The following is a 16,730-nucleotide window of genomic DNA, read 5'->3' on the forward strand; positions in this document are numbered from 1 at the left end:
GAATCAACGTGCGATTTGTCCGCGAACAGCGCAGACAAAAAAGAGAGATCTTATAACTCCCTCCCATGCTTATTAACTAGGCTATTACTCTAGTTAATGTTTGCAATTAGACATATATTCATCATACGAGATTTCCAATGGCTCATAAATCGAAATAGTTTTAAACTCAATCAACGGTCGTGGGACTGACCCCAAAAAAGTGAGAATTTAATAAAAACACCCTAGGGCTACCGTCTCCGGTATTCAACCGGAGACAGGTAGTCCAATTTTTGTTGGATTCTTTTTTCATTATAATATTTGATGTAATTTTCTACAATTTGAATTACAATATATTTCTGAAACTACACAATACAAATATTGACATGCAATTATTAATTGGTGGATTTTAAGTTGACATCTATAAAGTTTAATGTTAGAATACATTCAAAAATATATTTGAATGATGTGTTTTATGATTCAAAATATTGTTACTTCAATAATCCTGTATTCTGGGACAGCCGTAGACTTACTTATTATCCTAATGTTATTTTTTGCCAAAAGAAAAAGCAGAAAAGACATCATTAACATCTATTTAGGACAATTTCTAGGCTCTGTTAGTCTAATATTGCTAAGTTTGCTTTTTGCATTTGTCTTAGATTATATTCCTAGTAAAGAGATTTTAGGTTTGCTCGGTTTGATTCCAATTTTCCTAGGCCTCAAAGTTTTGCTTTTAGGAGATTCTGATGGAGAAGCTATTGCCAAAGAAGGTTTGAGCAAAGATAATAAAAACCTGATTTTTCTAGTCGCTATGATTACTTTTGCAAGTTGTGGTGCTGACAATATTGGTGTCTTTGTCCCATATTTTACTACCTTAAATTTAGCGAATTTGATAGTGGCTTTACTGACCTTTCTAGTCATGATTTATCTCTTGGTTTTTTCTGCCCAAAAATTGTCACAAGTCCCTTCTGTTGGAGAAACTTTGGAAAAATATAGCAGATGGTTTATTGCCGTTGTCTATTTAGGATTGGGGATGTATATCCTGATTGAAAACAACAGCTTTGACATGCTATGGGCTGTGTTAGGCTAGGAGAAAAAATTATGAAAAAAGATAGTATCTGTCAAGTGGATGTTATTAATCAACAAAATGTTACAACCGCAACGAACTACCTTGAAAAGGAAAAAGTTCAAAAATCACTTCGCATTTTATCAAAGTTTACCGATAATAAACAGATAAATATCATCTTTTATCTCCTTGCTGTTGAAGAACTCTGTGTCTGCGATATAGCCTGTTTACTAAATCTCAGTATGGCATCTGCCTCCCACCATCTTCGTAAACTAGCCAATCAAAACATCTTGGACACTAGAAGAGAGGGGAAAATTATATATTATTTTATAAAAGATGAGGAAATCAGAGATTTTTTTAATCAACTAGGATAACAACTATTTTTACTACTTTCTACTTTTCCATGATTATAGGAAGATTATATATGAAATTTTTGATGAAAATTACTCACAAGAAATACCTACTCGTATCAAATGTTTAAGAAAAAAGTATAATTTAAAGCAAAGCGACCTACGATTATATCAGCGTTTACAGACATTCAAGAGAAATCTCTTGGATGTCTTTTTTGGGCTAAAGCAAGGCTATGATTAGCCTTGGCAAATTTGCCTAACAGCTCCAAACCTGTCATCAAATGAAATCGATGACTTATCAGAATGAGTCGTAGCCTTCATCTCACAGTATAGGTAGATGGCTAATTTCATTTTAAAACTTTCAGTTTTAAGGGACTGACCCCAAAAAGTGAGAATTTAATAAAAAGACTTGACAAATTTCGTTTACAATAGTAGACTTGTTTTGAACACATTCGTTTACATTTGTAAACGACAAGGAGGAAAGGAAAATGAGCACAATAGAACTTAATACTTCTATCACAGATGCTGAATGGGAAGTAATGCGTGTAGTTTGGGCAAATGATCGAGTAACTAGTAAAACAGTCATCTCTGTATTGAAAGAAAAAATGGACTGGACAGAATCCACTATCAAAACGATCTTAGGTCGATTAGTTGAAAAAGGCGTACTAAATACAGAGCAAGAAGGTAGAAAGTTTATTTACACTGCCAATATTGTAGAGAAAGAAGCCGTAAGGGATTATGCAGAAGATATTTTTAACCGTATTTGCAATAAGAAAGTTGGAAATGTAATAGGAAGCATCATTGAAAATCATGTCTTAAGCTTCGATGATATAGATCGACTAGAGAAAATATTAGAGATAAAAAAATCTTTCGCAGTAGAAGAAGTGGCTTGCAATTGTCCAGAAGGACAATGCGAGTGTCATTTACATCATCATTAACATAAGGAGGAATAAAAATGAGTAAGAATAAACATATGTTATTAGGTATTGGACTTACAGTCGTATTAACTGCAGTTGGATATATTACACTTTTAGAACCAATGATTAGTTATTTTAAAATAAACCAGAGTGCAGTTAATATAGATATTCAAACAAGTAAAACAAAAAGTACACTTCCTATACCACCACTATTAGAGGATAAAAATCCAGATCCTAATATTGCGGATTTTACTTTAGAACCTCAAGAAAGAGAAACTTCATTTTTACCAAATACCAAGACACGAACTATGGGTTACAACGGAAGTTTCTTAGGCCCTGTCATCAGAGTAAGTAAAGGTGAGCAAGTAAATGTGCACGTAAATAACAAGCTAAAAGAAGCAACTACAGTTCACTGGCATGGACTAGAGGTAGAAGGAGAAAAGGATGGGGGCCCTCATCAAGGAATTGAACCAGGAACAACTTGGGAGCCTAGTTTTACAGTAAATCAACAGGCTGCAACATTGTGGTATCATCCGCACTTTGGAGGAAATACTGCTACCCAAGTTTATAAAGGTTTAGCAGGACTATTCTATGTGGATGATGAAGTATCAAAAAGCTTAAATATTCCTAAGGAATATGGAGTAAATGATATACCTTTAGTAATTCAAGATAGAAGCTTTGGCAAGGACGGCAGTTTTATTTATAATACAAATATGATGGATGGAGCAACAGGGGATACTATCATAGTTAACGGAGCTATTAAACCTAATTTAGAGGTTAATAGAGTCAAGATGAGATTTAGAATAGTTAATGGTGCTAATGCAAGTAACTTTAATTTGAAGTTAGATAATAGAGATGGATTCTATCAAATAGCATCTGATGGTGGATTTTTAGAAAAACCGGTTAGCCAGAGAAATATTATGTTATCACCTGGGGAAAGAGCAGAGATAATAGTGGACTTTTCAAAGTATGAAAAGGGAACGCAGCTATCACTTATGAGTAATAAGGAAGCCATTATGACCTTTAATGTTAAAGGCGATGGGAAAGATGATACTGAAGTACCTAGCACTTTAACGAATATAGAAAGAATGTCAGAAGCACAAGCTACTAAGATAAGAAGCTTTGAGCTTCAAGGTATGGGTCAAATGGTATCAATAAACGGTATAAAGTTTGATATGAATAGAATTGATGAAATAGTGAAGCTTGGAGATACAGAGATTTGGGAAATTACAAACCCAGGATCTATGATGCATGAAATGGGGCACCCATTCCATATTCATGGCACACAGTTTCAAATTCTATCAAGAAACGGTAATGCGCCTTCTCCAGAGGAGAGCGGATGGAAAGATACTGTTTATATTGAGCCTAACGAAAAAGTAAGACTTATAGTTAAGTTTAATAAGAAGGGTAGTTATATGTACCACTGTCACATTCTTGAACATGAAGAAGCAGGTATGATGGGACAAATTAAAGTAGAATAATAAATAATATTGAAGATCATGTCTCAAGCTTCGATGATATAGATCGACTAGAAAAAATATTAGAGATAAAAAAATCTTTCGCAGTAGAAGAAGTGGATTGCAATTGTCCAGAAAGACAATGCGAGTGTCATTTACATCATCATTAAGAATAAGGAGGAATTTAAAATGAACAATAACAACAAACATTTATCCCACTGTCACCATAATCATGGCGACATGGATCATTCAAAACATGAGCACGTAAGCACGGAAGAACATGGAGACCATAAGAATCAACATCAAGAACATCATGCTGAGCATGATCACAGCGGGCACAGCGGGCACAGTGGGCATGACCACAGTGGGCATCACGGAGGGCATGAACACCATCATCACGGTAACTTTAAGGAACTTTTCTTAAAATCATTGCCACTAGGAATCATTATTATGCTCTTATCCCCTATGGCTGGGTTTGACCTACCATTCCAGTTTACTTTTCCATATTCTGATATTGTAGTAGCTATTTTATCTACTATATTAATTATTTATGGTGGACGTCCATTCTATCAAGGCGCAGTTGACGAATTTAAACAAAAAGAACCTGGAATGATGGCTCTAGTTTCTTTAGGTATAAGTGTTTCATATTTATACAGTATTTATGCTGTTATCATTACCTACGTAACGGGTGGACACGTGATGGACTTTTTCTTTGAATTTGCTTCATTATTATTAATCATGTTATTAGGTCACTGGATTGAGATGAAAGCTATTGGAGAAGCAGGAGACGCACAAGCAGCATTGGCTAAGTTGGTACCAAAAGATGCTCACGTTGTGTTAGAAGATGATTCAATTGAAATACGTCCAGTTACTGACTTACAGGTAGGCGATTTAATTCGTGTTCAAGCCGGAGAAAATGTGCCAGCAGACGGAACTATCGAGCGTGGCGAATCACGTGTGAATGAAGCTCTTTTGACTGGAGAATCAAAAGCAGTTAAAAAAGGTCCTGGCGATGAAGTAATCGGAGGCTCAACAAATGGAGAAGGGGTTCTTTATATTAAAGTGAATGAGACAGGTGATCAATCCTTTATCTCTCAAGTACAGACTTTAATTAGCCAAGCTCAAAGTCAGCCTTCCAGGGCAGAAAATATTGCGCAAAAGGTTGCAGGGTGGCTCTTCTATATTGCTGTTATTGTCGCGCTAATTGCTTTTGTAGTGTGGATGATTATTGGAGATATCCCAACGGCAGTTATATTTACTATTACTACATTAGTTATTGCTTGTCCGCACGCATTGGGTCTGGCTATTCCATTGGTAACCGCCCGAAGCACAAGCTTAGGGGCTAGCCGTGGCTTACTAGTAAAAGACCGCCAAGCCTTAGAAATAGCTCAAGATGCAGATGTGATAATTTTAGATAAAACGGGTACTTTAACAACTGGTGAATTTAAAGTATTAGATGTAAAACTTCTTAATGACAAATATACAAAAGAGGAAATCATTGCCTTATTGGCAGGTATTGAAGGAGGATCTAGCCACCCAATTGCTCAATCAATTATAAGGTTCGCCGAGCAGCAAGATATACGTCCAGCATCTTTTGATTCGATTGATGTGATTTCCGGTTCTGGAGTAGAGGGTAAAGCAGGTGGGCACCGTTACCAATTAATCAGTCAAAAAGCCTATGGACGTAATCTTGATATGGATATTCCAAAAGGAGCAACTCTTAGTGTCTTAGTAGAAAACGATGATGCCATTGGTGCTGTAGCTTTAGGGGACGAATTAAAACCAACGAGTAAAGAGTTAATTAAAGCTCTTAAAAAGAACAATATTCAACCAATTATGGCAACAGGTGATAATGAAAAAGCGGCTCAAGGCGCGGCAGAAGTTTTAGGGATTGAGTATAGATCAAATCAATCTCCACAAGACAAATATGAGTTAGTTAAAACACTTAAAGATGAAGGAAAGAAAGTTATCATGGTAGGTGATGGTGTAAATGATGCTCCTTCTCTTGCCTTAGCAGATGTTGGTATAGCTGTAGGTGCTGGAACTCAAGTTGCATTGGATTCAGCTGATGTCATATTGACTCAATCCGATCCAGGAGATATTGAATCATTCATTGAATTAGCACACAAAACAACTCGTAAAATGAAACAAAACCTATTTTGGGGAGCTGGTTATAACTTTATAGCTATCCCTCTAGCTGCAGGAATTTTGGCTCCTATTGGTATCACATTAAGCCCTGCATTAGGAGGAATCCTAATGTCTGTGTCAACAGTCATCGTCGCCATTAATGCTATGTTATTAAGTTTAGATCCAAAAAATAACGGTTAACAGATCGAATGATTGAAACTCCTTAAAGTATCAAGATACAATAGTTTTACAGGAGAAAAAGAGATGTAAGTACTGGCTCTTTGTAAAATCGTGTTGGTAGAAGTAGACGATTTTTCTACCAACACGATTTTTAATTTATTATAGAACTGATTATTTTTAGGATATAAGTACCTGAAGCATAGAGATGAGTATGGCTATAGTCAAAATAAAGCAGTAACAGCCTTGAAATATATAAATCTATCATTCAAAGAATTGATTTATGAACAATACGATTACTATGTTAAAAAAAATAAGAAAGATCCTTTGGATCGGGCTATCGATTATATGCTGAAATTTCAGAGAACTGATGCAAATTTTGAGATTCCCAAGCTTCTTGCTGTTGTTGATTCTATTCAAAAATATGTTTTTAGCCAATCAAAAATGAAGTGCGGGGACTATAGCGTGTTTGCTGCTTTATTAGAAAATGAACAAGTTGATGAAAGATTACAATTCTTAATTGATTATGGGGTACCTTGTTCAGCAGTCAAGAAAGTAAAATTACCAGAGGAGTTAACTGGTTATCCTAATATTATCCAATATCTAAAGGATAATATTTCGCAAATAAGTTCAAAGCTAATTCCTTATGAAATGAAGTTGATGAATGAGGCAATTTTTTAAGTGGATAATAATTTTTAAAATGTTGACAAGAGTTGTGTTTAATCGTACTGTATATATACTTCTAGTACACATCTAACAATGTTTTAAAACTAAAATCTTCTTACCTTCTGTAAGAAGATTTTTGCATGGAATTAAAACTAATATCAAATTCATTAACGGTTTTTTTATAATTTCCAAAAAATGGCAGAATATAGTTGAGTTATAGAAGGAGTTTATCATGAACTTACATGATTTACATTTCTACAAGCAACTACTTCTGCCTTTTGTAATGAGGAATCAGAGTCAAATAATTTCACTTGGAGGTCATCTATGGATGAACTAGTGAGATTTTTGGAAGAAATGCTTCTGAAATATGGAGACAACATTGATTGCTCAAATTTACCAATCAAGGAAGAAAACCTGTATACTGATGAGTAGTTGCTTGTATTCTTTTCTAAAAAGAGTTAAAATACCTTTAAGATTATAAGGGTATTTTTTGGTCAAACTTTTCAAGGAGAAATTAAATGAAGCGAAAGAAAGCCTATATCTATACAAGGGTATCTACGACTATGCAGGTTGAAGGATTTTCATTAGATGCTCAAGAAGCAAAAATTCAGCAATATGCCAATGCTTTTGATATTGAGATTGTGAAAACCTATCAAGACGCTGGGAAATCTGGTAAAACCATGCTAGGACGAACGGAATTTATGAACATGATATCAGACATCGAAGCAGAGAAAGATAAGGTGGACTATGTACTTGTATTCAAATTATCACGTTTTGGTCGGAATGCTGCGGATACTTTAAAATCTCTAGCTATTATGGAATCTCATGGTGTAAATCTGATTTGCGTTGATGATGGACTGGATAGTTCAAAGGATTCAGGAAAGTTAGTTATTACGATCTTGTCGGCAGTTGCTGAAATGGAAAGAGAGAATATTATTTCTCAAGCTATGGAAGGTCGTAGACAAAAAGCGAGAGCTGGTCAATGGAATGGTGGATTTGCGCCTGTAGGATATTCCCTTGTTAATGGTCAATTACAAGTAAATCATGAAGAAGCTGAGTCCGTAAAGATGATTTTTGATTTATTTGCCAACAGTGATATGGGCACTATAGCTATTGCCAAGCATTTAGCCAACCTAGATATAAAGAAACCAATTCGACACAATAGTACGCTTCCATATTTTTCATCAAGTGGCATTGCAAGAATCTTAGACAATCCAGTTTACAATGGAAAAATTGCTTTTGGACGGCGTGAAAGCACTCGAGATAAAATTTCTGGTGAAACGAAAGTCACGCAGTCTGAAAATTATATTCTAACAGACGGAATCCATGAAGCAATTATTGACGATGAGACTTGGAAAAAAGTGAGGAAAAAACGAGAAGCTAATGCCCATAAGTATAAACGTGAGAATCCAAACAAGGGCGATTCTATCTATATACTTTCAGGGTTGATAAAATGTCCATTATGCAATGCTGGGCTTTATGGAAATAAAAGTATCAAGCGAAATAAAAATAAGAAAGATGAATACTATAAAAACTATTACTACTATGCTTGTAAACATAGAAAACATGTAGATGGTCATAAGTGCACATTTAATAAACAGCTTAAAACAGGAAATTTAGACCATGAAGTATTATCAATCATTAGTAAGTTAGTTTCAAGACCTGATTTTGCACGAAAACTGCAAGAGAAAATAAATATTCAGGTTGATACAAGTAGGATAGACAGTGAAATTGAACAATATAAAAGTCTCTTTCGCCAATTAAGTGCAACTAAAATGAATTTAATCCAACAGATTGACTCCTTAAATTTTGAAGATCCTCATTTTCAGCAAAAGTCAATTGATTTAGATATGAGATTAAATACTATTTATGATAAATTAGCAGATGTAGAAATGCTAATTGAGACAAGTGAATCTAAACGAGAGGTAATCCTAAAAGATAAAATGACCGCTGATAATATTTATAAAATATTAGTTAACTTTGCATCATTTATGGACGTCATGGAAGATATCGACAAGAAGCGATTGTGTCAGATGTTGATTGAAAAAGTCGAGATTTATGATGAAAAAAATGAGGCAGGGCGTTGGGTAAAAGCCATTCATTTCAAGCTTCCAATCATTGAGGAAGACTTAGAAATTAGTTTGGACAATAGTACACCGGTTGAAGCGGTGGTTAAGTTGGTGAGGAAATGAGTCTATTACTGGCAGTCACGGATGATTTACCGACATTTTTCTTGAAATTTTCCTAAAAAATGTAAAGTAGGGAAAATCCCTACAAACTCTTGATTTCCGAACGTTTTTTTACTATACTAATGGTGGTTATAACCAATGAAAGAGGTGATAATATGGTTACCGAAGCAGGTGACAAACCGCTATATTTACAATTGGTAGACGAATTGGAGATGAAGATTCGGAATACCATGGAGCCGAATGATAAATTATCTTCTGAGCGCGAGTTAACCCATATTCATGGGGTGAGTAGGATTACAGTCCGCCTTGCAATTCAAGAATTGGAAAGAAGGGGACTTGTTTATAAAAAACATGGCAAGGGAACCTATGTTTCAGAGATAAGAGAGCCTGCTGTTGATTTGTCCTCTGCCTATAGTTTTACAGAGCAGATGCGGAAAATCGGCAAGGTTCCAAAGACCCAGATTTTGTCGTTGCTTGAGAAAAATGCGTCCGAGTATCTGGCCAAGCAGCTGCAAATCGACATCAACGAGCCCATCGTTGAATTAGAACGGATTCGCCTAGCTGATAATGTTCCAATGATGCTGGAAAAGACTTATATTCCAGCTGAAGTTGTACCTGGAATGACTGAAGAGCGCCTTAATCACATGCCGCTCTATGAAATATTTGCTGAAGATTACAATCAAACCATTCGGCTGGCAGAAGAAGAATTTTATGCCAGTATTGCACTAGACCATGAGGCCAAGGTCCTGGGCATTAAAAACAATAGTCCTGTTCTTCATATCACTCGGAAGACCTACAATCAAAAAAATAAGATTATTGAGTTTACCTTTAGTATTGCGCGGGCAGACCAGTTCAGATATAAGATTAGCCACGTCCGTCAAGAGTAGTGGATTTCTACTTCAAGGCTATTGAATCAATATTAGTTTTTTAACGAAGACAGCGAGCTAGGACAGTATTACTGCCCTGGCTTTTTTGCAAGAAAAAGAGGGCTTTGAGCCCTCAGGTGATGTTTACGAGAATAATCGTTTAAATATTTTATTTGATGAGTATTTGAGCAGTTGCATGCCAATAAAACCACTTGGAATAGCCAAGCAGAAGGACAGGAAGGCAGGGATGTTCAGCGAAAGATACACGTAAGTTGCTAGAACCGTCAAAATACTAAAAACAACAATATTCACAAAAAATAATAATTCATTGATTCGTGGAAGACTGGATTCTCTTGCTTGGTACGCTTGATAAGGGGCCTGTTTCTCTTTCGGGATATACTCTTCAGTGGGGATTTGGTCAGGCCGATATTGTCTAAGTGCCATATCGTCTCCTTTATTTTGCTTTTCAAGAATACCATAAAATTGAGTGGAAACTGTAACAAGATTATTACAATATTGTTACAAAGAAATTAGAAAAGTCTGAAGATTAAAATTCAGGTCCGCTTCCTTTTTTAGAAAATCTTTGTGATATAATGAACATTATGAAAAATATTATTATAACAGCAACAGCTGAAAGCATTGAACAGGTCAAAGAACTGTTAGCAGCAGGTGTTGACCGTATTTATGTTGGTGAGGCAGACCATGCCCTCCGCATTCCGACCAATTTTTCCTATGATGAGCTTCGCCAAATAGCAGAGCTGGTTCACGAGGCAGGCAAGGAATTGACTGTCGCAGCCAACGCTCTCATGCACCAAGATATGATGGACAATATCAAGCCTTTTATGGAATTGATGAAAGAAATCAAGGTCGATTATCTGGTCGTTGGGGATGCAGGTGTTTTTTATATCAATAAGCGGGACGGCTACAATTTCAAGCTTATTTACGACACATCTGTCTTTGTAACATCCAGCCGACAAATCAATTTCTGGAAGGACCACGGCGCTGTCGAGGCTGTCTTAGCAAGAGAAATCCCATCGGCAGAACTCTTTGATATTTCGGAAAATCTGGAAATTCCTGCGGAAATATTGGTTTACGGTGCCTCTGTTATCCACCATTCCAAGCGGACCTTGCTCAAAAACTACTATAACTTCACTAAGGCGGATGAGACGGATTTGTCCAAGGAACGTGGACTTTTCTTGGCAGAACCTGCAGATCCAGAAAGTCATTATTCCATTTTTGAGGATAAACACGGAACGCATATTTTTATTAACAATGATATCGACATGATGACCAAGTTGACAGAGCTTTATGAACATGGCTACCGAAATTGGAAGTTGGATGGTATTTTTTGTCCAGGTCAGAACTTCGTCGAGATTGCCAAATTATTCGTCCAAGCGCGTGATTTATTGGAAAAAGGAGAATTCACCTACGACCAAGCCTTTCTCTTGGACGAACAAGTACGCAAGTTCCACCCAAGCCAACGCGGTTTGGACACCGGATTTTACGAATTTGACCGGAACAAGGTGAGGTAATAAAACAGTCCGGGGGACTGTTTTATCCCGAGCCTAGAAATAGAGAAGCGAGGCCAGTCCGGGGGACTGTTTTATCCCGAGCCTAGAAATAGAGAAGCGAGGCCAGTCCGTGGGACTGTTTTATCCCGAGCCTGTCAATGGGAAAGCCCGGTCCAGAGGGTTGTTTTAGTCATCGCCAATTCTTAGATTTTATCTTAATTCTATCCTGGTAACTGACTTAGTGTCGGCTTCTAAAGGAGCTTGACACTAAACGGAAAGTTCCATTGAACCTTTCCTAGTCAGTTACACTAGACAGCTAGGTCAAAAAGTGTCGTTTTGACCTAGCTATCGTCGCATATTTTAATTCAAATCAATCTATACTGGCAGAGCCAACTTTGCCACTTAATATAGGTAAGGTCCAAGTACGGAACCGCCTTTAGGCGAGTTCTAGGCCCTGCAATAGGTTTTCAAGTGGAAAAATATCGTTCCATTTGAAAACCGTCGCCAATTCTTAATTTTTATCTTAATTCTATCCTGCAAATAGAAAGAGGAATATTATGTCAAAAGCATTAAAGCGTCCCGAGGTCTTGTCACCTGCTGGGACATTGGAGAAATTGAAGGTTGCCATTGATTATGGTGCCGATGCTGTCTTTGTTGGCGGTCAGGCCTACGGTCTGCGTAGCCGGGCTGGGAACTTTACTATGGACGAGATGCGGGAAGGGATTGAATACGCCCACGCCCGTGGTGCCAAGGTCTATGTTGCGGCTAACATGGTGACCCATGAAGGGAATGAAGAAGGAGCGGGAGCCTGGTTCCGTGAACTGCGGGATATGGGCTTGGATGCGGTTATCGTGTCTGACCCAGCCCTCATCGTCATTTGTGCCACTGAAGCGCCGGGACTTGAAATCCATCTGTCCACCCAGGCTTCATCGACCAATTATGAAACCTTCGAGTTCTGGAAGGAATTGGGCTTAACCCGCGTTGTTTTAGCCCGCGAAGTGACCATGGAAGAGGTAGCTGAAATTCGTAAACGGACAGATGTTGAAATCGAAGCCTTTGTCCACGGTGCCATGTGTATCTCCTACTCAGGACGTTGCGTCCTCTCCAACCACATGAGCAAACGTGATGCCAACCGCGGCGGTTGCTCCCAGTCTTGCCGCTGGAAGTACAACCTCTATGACTTGCCATTCGGTGAAGAGCGTCGTTCGATTAAGGGGGAAATACCAGAGGAGTTCTCCATGTCTGCGGTGGACATGTGTATGATCGACCATATTCCAGACATGATTGAAAATGGGGTTGATAGCCTAAAAATCGAAGGCCGGATGAAATCTGTCCACTACGTGTCAACCGTAACCAACTGCTATAAGGCTGCGGTCGATGCCTATCTAGAAAGTCCAGAAAAGTTTGAAGCGATCAAACAAGACCTGATTGACGAGTTGTGGAAAGTAGCCCAGCGTGAACTGGCAACTGGTTTTTACTACAATCCACCAACTGAAAATGAGCAATTGTTTGGTGCCCGTCGCAAAATTCCTGAGTACAAATTTATCGCTGAAGTTGTTGCCTTTGACAAGGAAACCATGACAGCAACTATTCGTCAGCGCAATGTCATCAACGAAGGAGACCAAGTTGAGTTCTACGGGCCAGGTTTCCGTCATTTTGAAACGACCATTCAAGGCCTGCATGATTCCAATGGAGATAAGATTGACCGTGCCAATAAGCCTATGGAACTGCTGACTATTAAGCTAGACCGTGAAATCTATCCAGGCGATATGATCCGCGCCTGCAAGTCAGGGCTCATCAATCTCTATCAAGAGGACGGCAAGGCTGTTACTATTCGTGCATAAGAAAAAGGCTGGAGAAATTCAGCCTTTTGATAATTGTGATTTTTTGATGTTTTCTGGAACCAGAGAGATTTTTTTAATCTCATCAATCCGAATGATACTGGTCACGCGCCGTTTGAAATTTTTCATAATCAAGCGTTGTCGTTCCTTGTCATACTTGACAATATCCCCGGTAAAGCTACGTTCACCATAAATAACATGGATAGCAGCCTTCTTTTGAATGGCCAGCTCAAGATACTCTTGAATCTCTTCTCTGGTTGCAGGCTCCATAGGCTTTGGTTGGGATCTGTAAACCAGAAAATCATTGATACGGTCGAAAATGGATTCCAAAAACCTCTTCATGGCAATATCCTTTCAAACTTGCTATAATCATCTTATACAATTTTTATAAAAATGACAAGTGTTTGCGAACAAATAAGTGAAGGAGGTAACAAATGGCAGAATTTACATTTGAAATCGAAGAAAAACTCTTGGTCCTATCTGAGAATGATAAGGGCTGGACCAAGGAGCTTAATCGTGTGTCCTTTAACGGGGCACCAGCCAAATATGACATCCGCACTTGGAGTCCCGACCATACCAAGATGGGCAAGGGCATTACCCTCAGCAATGAAGAATTTCAAGTCATGCTGGATGCATTTACCAATTAGTAAGATGAGGAGCCTAAGCGATTAGGTTCCTTTTTCTCATAACTGGTTGGAGGAGTTTGTGTGCCACTGTGGCGAGGGAAATTTTTGCTAAATCAGGCAGGATGAAGGGCAGGACTGTCCAGACAAGTGTATCTGTCCAGCTAGCACCGCTGACCAGTTTGAATACTAAACATCCCAGTCCAAAGCAAGTAGCGGTTCCCAGCAGACAAGCCAGAAAGACCTGGAATGGAGAACTATTATTTGTCGTCAAGCTGGATGTGATAGCCGCGTAGGCCAAAAAGCCCCAGAGAAATCCAGCAGTCGGTCCGAAAAGATTGGCCACTCCACCTGACAATCCTGCGAATACAGGCAGTCCAATGGCACCCAAGGTCAGATAAATTCCGACACTTGCCAGGGCCAGTTTCCTTGGGTAGAGGCAGGCAATCAGGGCGATAGCCAGGGTTTGGAGAGTAAAGGGAACAGGACCAATGGGAAGGCTGATTTGTGAAAGGGCTGCAATGAGGGCCGCACCGATTGCAGTGTAGACCAAATGGAGAGTTGATTCTTGTTTCATGGGATGGTTATCCTTTTATAATAATTGGTTAACAAAATTATAGTTTGATTTTCAAAGGAAGTCAATCCATTGACTATCAGCTGTCACAGTTATAGGAAAAATCTATAGCTATTCATAAAAAAGTTATATAAGCAAAAAACTATGTTTTTTAAGTAGACTGGTCCATTCTCATGCTACAATGGATAAAAATAAGAAAGCGAGACATCCTATGTCAGAATTATTAGCTATTTACCGTACCTTAAAAGCTAAAAAATGGGTGGATTTGACCCATCAAATCAATGAAAATAGTCCTCATTTCCCTGCCCTGCCTGCCTTGGAGAAGAAGACCTTGTTTGACCACAAGGACGGATTTTTCGTAGAGCAGTTCACGGTCGTTGGCCAGTATGGTACCCATATCGACCCGCCTGTTCACTTTGTGGAGGGGGCTCGTTATTTGGACGAGATTGACTTGAAAGATTTGCTCCTGCCTCTTTATGTTATCGATAAGTCGCAGGCAGTTGCAGCAAATCCAGATTACCAAATCACCAAGCAGGATATTTTGGATTTTGAAGAGGAACATGGTCCTATTGCAGAGGAGTCCTTTGTTGCCTTCCGCTCAGACTGGTCTAATCGCTGGCCAAGCCAGGATGCCATCCGTAATTTGGATGATAATGGAGTGCAACATACCCCAGGTTGGAGCCATGATGCCTTGGAGTATCTGATTGAGGAACGCAAGGTCAAGGCCGTTGGTCATGAGACCCTGGATACAGACTCAGGAGTATCAGCAGCAGAGAATGGTGGTAGCCTTCCAGAGGAATACTATCTTCTGTCAAAAGACATTTACCAGGTAGAAGTCCTCAACAATCTTGATCAGGTTCCAGCGACGGGGAGCTTGATTTCCATCGCCTTTCCACATTGGGAAAAGGGCTCGGGTTCACCAGTTAGAGCCATTGCTATTTTGCCATAAGATGATAAAACGCCCAGATGAAAGTCTGAGCGTTTTTATGAAATTTCTATCGCATGGTGACAAATTCTTCTGAGCCAGTTGGGTGGATTGCCACAACGGCGTCAAATTGTTCCTTGCTAGCTCCCATTTTGATAGCAACTGAGAAACCTTGGATCATCTCGTCGACACCGTAGCCGATACCGTGGAGGCCGACCACTCGTTCTTCAGGACCAACGGTGACTAGTTTCATCTTGGTCAGCTGGCGGTTGTCTGCCATGGCTGTGTACATAGAGGTAAAGGCTGAAGTGTAGCACTTGACTTGGTCCGCACCGTATTGAACAAGGGCCTGGTCTTCTGTTAATCCGACCGTACCGATAGCTGGGTGGGAGAAGACAACAGTTGGAATGTCTGTATAGTCCATTTTGGCATCTGTTTTACCGTTGAATAAGCGTTCCGATAGGAGCCGTCCAGCCTTGATAGCAACGGGTGTCAACTCTTTTTCACCCGTCACGTCGCCCAAGGCATAGATGCCAGGAACCACTGTTTCTTGGTATTGGTTGACTTCGATGTGGCCCGATTTTGTTAGTGTCACACCAGCAGCTTCTAGGTTAAGCTGGTTGGTATTTGGCTTGCGCCCAACAGCCCAGAGAACCTGGTCAGTAATGTGGGAAGTGCCGTCCTCAAAGAAGATTTGGATTTTTCCTTCTGGCGTTTTCTCCAGCTTGCTTGGCGTTTTATGGGTGTGAAGTGGGAGCTTGGTCCGCTCCATCTCTTCCATGAGGGCATCGGTAATGTAGGTATCGAAGTTACGCAATGGGCGGTCGCCGCGGACAAAGAGCTGGGCATCCACGCCCAAACCGTGTAGGACGCCAGCCACCTCAACGGCAATATAGCCAGCGCCGATAACAGCGACAGACTCTGGCAATTCTTCCCAGGCAAAGAAGTCGTCGGACACGACACCCAATTCAGCACCTGGAATGGCGGGAATAACTGGAAGACCACCAGTAGCGATGACAATGTGTTTGGCTTTGATTCGCTCACCATTGACCTCGACCGTATGGCTATCTACAAATTTGGCAAAACCTTGAATGACCTCAACCTGATTGTTTTTGAAGGTATTGCTATAAGAGGAACGAGAACGCTCGATATAGGCCTCACGGTTCTGACGCAGGGTTGCGAAGTTGAAGTGAACATCCTGGCTGGTGAAACCGTATTCTGGTCCATAAGTGTGAATGGCTTCAGCTACTTGAGAACCGTACCACATGATTTTTTTAGGAACACAGCCTAGATTGACACAGGTTCCACCGATATAGCTGCCTTCAATAACGGCAGCCTTGGCACCATACATAGCCGCTCGGTTCATAGTGGCAATGCCACCACTTCCTCCACCAATGCTGATAATATCAAATTCTCTCATTTTCTTCCTCCAAAGATTTCTTGACTACATTCTACCCTTTTTTTA

Annotated in this window: 16 protein-coding genes and 2 pseudogenes; 13 read left to right on the forward strand and 5 right to left on the reverse strand. The window is 39.4% G+C overall.

What is annotated here, in order from left to right:
• Window positions 1-227 precede the first annotated feature (227 nt).
• Window positions 228-341, reverse strand: a pseudogene (locus tag ACHBHN_RS03675) (IS3 family transposase); the annotation flags it as partial.
• 110 nt (window positions 342-451) lie between these two features.
• On the opposite strand from ACHBHN_RS03675, the gene ACHBHN_RS03680 reads away from it, so the two are divergent.
• The 9 genes and pseudogenes from ACHBHN_RS03680 to ACHBHN_RS03720 all read left to right on the forward strand — a co-directional run bounded on the left by ACHBHN_RS03680 (window position 452) and on the right by ACHBHN_RS03720 (window position 9,812).
• Window positions 452-1,066: a CadD family cadmium resistance transporter gene (locus tag ACHBHN_RS03680; protein WP_024389446.1), complete on the forward strand. Its 615-nt coding sequence runs from the start codon at window positions 452-454 to the stop codon at window positions 1,064-1,066.
• 11 nt (window positions 1,067-1,077) lie between these two features.
• Entirely contained in the window at window positions 1,078-1,416 is a 339-nt protein-coding gene (gene cadX / locus ACHBHN_RS03685) for a Cd(II)/Zn(II)-sensing metalloregulatory transcriptional regulator CadX (protein ID WP_000711078.1), read from the forward strand.
• 464 nt (window positions 1,417-1,880) lie between these two features.
• Window positions 1,881-2,330 carry a CopY/TcrY family copper transport repressor gene (locus ACHBHN_RS03690; RefSeq protein WP_018381135.1) on the forward strand — a complete coding sequence of 150 codons (450 nt, stop codon included), beginning with the start codon at window positions 1,881-1,883 and terminating at the stop codon, window positions 2,328-2,330.
• Between the two features lie 17 nt (window positions 2,331-2,347).
• On the forward strand, window positions 2,348-3,790 hold the full coding sequence (locus tag ACHBHN_RS03695) for a multicopper oxidase family protein (protein WP_394733625.1): 1,443 nt from the start codon (window positions 2,348-2,350) through the stop codon (window positions 3,788-3,790).
• An 8-nt stretch (window positions 3,791-3,798) separates the two neighbouring features.
• Window positions 3,799-3,936, forward strand: a pseudogene (locus tag ACHBHN_RS03700) (CopY/TcrY family copper transport repressor); the annotation flags it as partial.
• Between the two features lie 19 nt (window positions 3,937-3,955).
• Complete coding sequence (locus ACHBHN_RS03705) at window positions 3,956-6,094, forward strand: heavy metal translocating P-type ATPase (protein WP_394733626.1); 2,139 nt, start codon at window positions 3,956-3,958, stop codon at window positions 6,092-6,094.
• A 252-nt stretch (window positions 6,095-6,346) separates the two neighbouring features.
• A complete protein-coding gene (locus ACHBHN_RS03710) occupies window positions 6,347-6,751 on the forward strand; it encodes a hypothetical protein (protein WP_142998733.1) in 405 nt (134 codons plus the stop codon).
• A 503-nt stretch (window positions 6,752-7,254) separates the two neighbouring features.
• Entirely contained in the window at window positions 7,255-8,928 is a 1,674-nt protein-coding gene (locus tag ACHBHN_RS03715; RefSeq protein ID WP_394733627.1) for a recombinase family protein, read from the forward strand.
• Window positions 8,929-9,080: 152 nt separating this feature from the next.
• Window positions 9,081-9,812, forward strand: a complete 732-nt coding sequence (locus ACHBHN_RS03720) for a GntR family transcriptional regulator (protein WP_105110672.1) — start codon at window positions 9,081-9,083, stop codon at window positions 9,810-9,812.
• Window positions 9,813-9,935: 123 nt separating this feature from the next.
• On the opposite strand, the gene ACHBHN_RS03725 is transcribed toward ACHBHN_RS03720, so the two are convergent.
• Complete coding sequence (locus ACHBHN_RS03725) at window positions 9,936-10,235, reverse strand: DUF3270 family protein (RefSeq protein WP_105110673.1); 300 nt, start codon at window positions 10,233-10,235, stop codon at window positions 9,936-9,938.
• A 158-nt stretch (window positions 10,236-10,393) separates the two neighbouring features.
• Here ACHBHN_RS03725 and ACHBHN_RS03730 point away from each other — a divergent pair, with 158 nt between their 5' ends.
• Together ACHBHN_RS03730 and ACHBHN_RS03735 are read left to right on the forward strand one after the other, a co-directional pair.
• The gene (locus ACHBHN_RS03730) at window positions 10,394-11,323 is read left to right on the forward strand and encodes a peptidase U32 family protein (protein ID WP_105110674.1); all 930 of its coding nucleotides are present in this window, start codon (window positions 10,394-10,396) and stop codon (window positions 11,321-11,323) included.
• A gap of 536 nt (window positions 11,324-11,859) precedes the next feature.
• Window positions 11,860-13,146, forward strand: coding sequence for a U32 family peptidase (locus ACHBHN_RS03735; protein ID WP_105123072.1), 1,287 nt, complete (start codon window positions 11,860-11,862; stop codon window positions 13,144-13,146).
• Between the two features lie 18 nt (window positions 13,147-13,164).
• Here ACHBHN_RS03735 and ACHBHN_RS03740 read toward each other — a convergent pair whose 3' ends face one another.
• A complete protein-coding gene (locus ACHBHN_RS03740) occupies window positions 13,165-13,485 on the reverse strand; it encodes a hypothetical protein (protein ID WP_105123073.1) in 321 nt (106 codons plus the stop codon).
• Window positions 13,486-13,577: 92 nt separating this feature from the next.
• On the opposite strand from ACHBHN_RS03740, the gene ACHBHN_RS03745 reads away from it, so the two are divergent.
• A complete protein-coding gene (locus ACHBHN_RS03745) occupies window positions 13,578-13,790 on the forward strand; it encodes a YdbC family protein (protein ID WP_105123074.1) in 213 nt (70 codons plus the stop codon).
• A gap of 13 nt (window positions 13,791-13,803) precedes the next feature.
• On the opposite strand, the gene ACHBHN_RS03750 is transcribed toward ACHBHN_RS03745, so the two are convergent.
• Entirely contained in the window at window positions 13,804-14,343 is a 540-nt protein-coding gene (locus tag ACHBHN_RS03750; RefSeq protein WP_394733628.1) for a biotin transporter BioY, read from the reverse strand.
• 208 nt (window positions 14,344-14,551) lie between these two features.
• Between ACHBHN_RS03750 and ACHBHN_RS03755 the strand changes: the two genes are divergently transcribed.
• Window positions 14,552-15,289 (forward strand): cyclase family protein, encoded by a 738-nt coding sequence (locus ACHBHN_RS03755; RefSeq protein WP_105123076.1) that lies wholly within the window; start codon window positions 14,552-14,554, stop codon window positions 15,287-15,289.
• 46 nt (window positions 15,290-15,335) lie between these two features.
• Here the strand turns inward: ACHBHN_RS03755 and gorA are convergent, their stop codons facing one another.
• The gene (gene gorA, locus ACHBHN_RS03760; RefSeq protein WP_172058984.1) at window positions 15,336-16,685 is read right to left on the reverse strand and encodes a glutathione-disulfide reductase; all 1,350 of its coding nucleotides are present in this window, start codon (window positions 16,683-16,685) and stop codon (window positions 15,336-15,338) included.
• Window positions 16,686-16,730 lie beyond the last annotated feature (45 nt).

It is taken from the genome of Streptococcus sp. A22, from assembly GCF_043674215.1.
In the GTDB taxonomy this organism is placed as follows: Bacteria; Bacillota; Bacilli; order Lactobacillales; family Streptococcaceae; genus Streptococcus; species Streptococcus suis_V.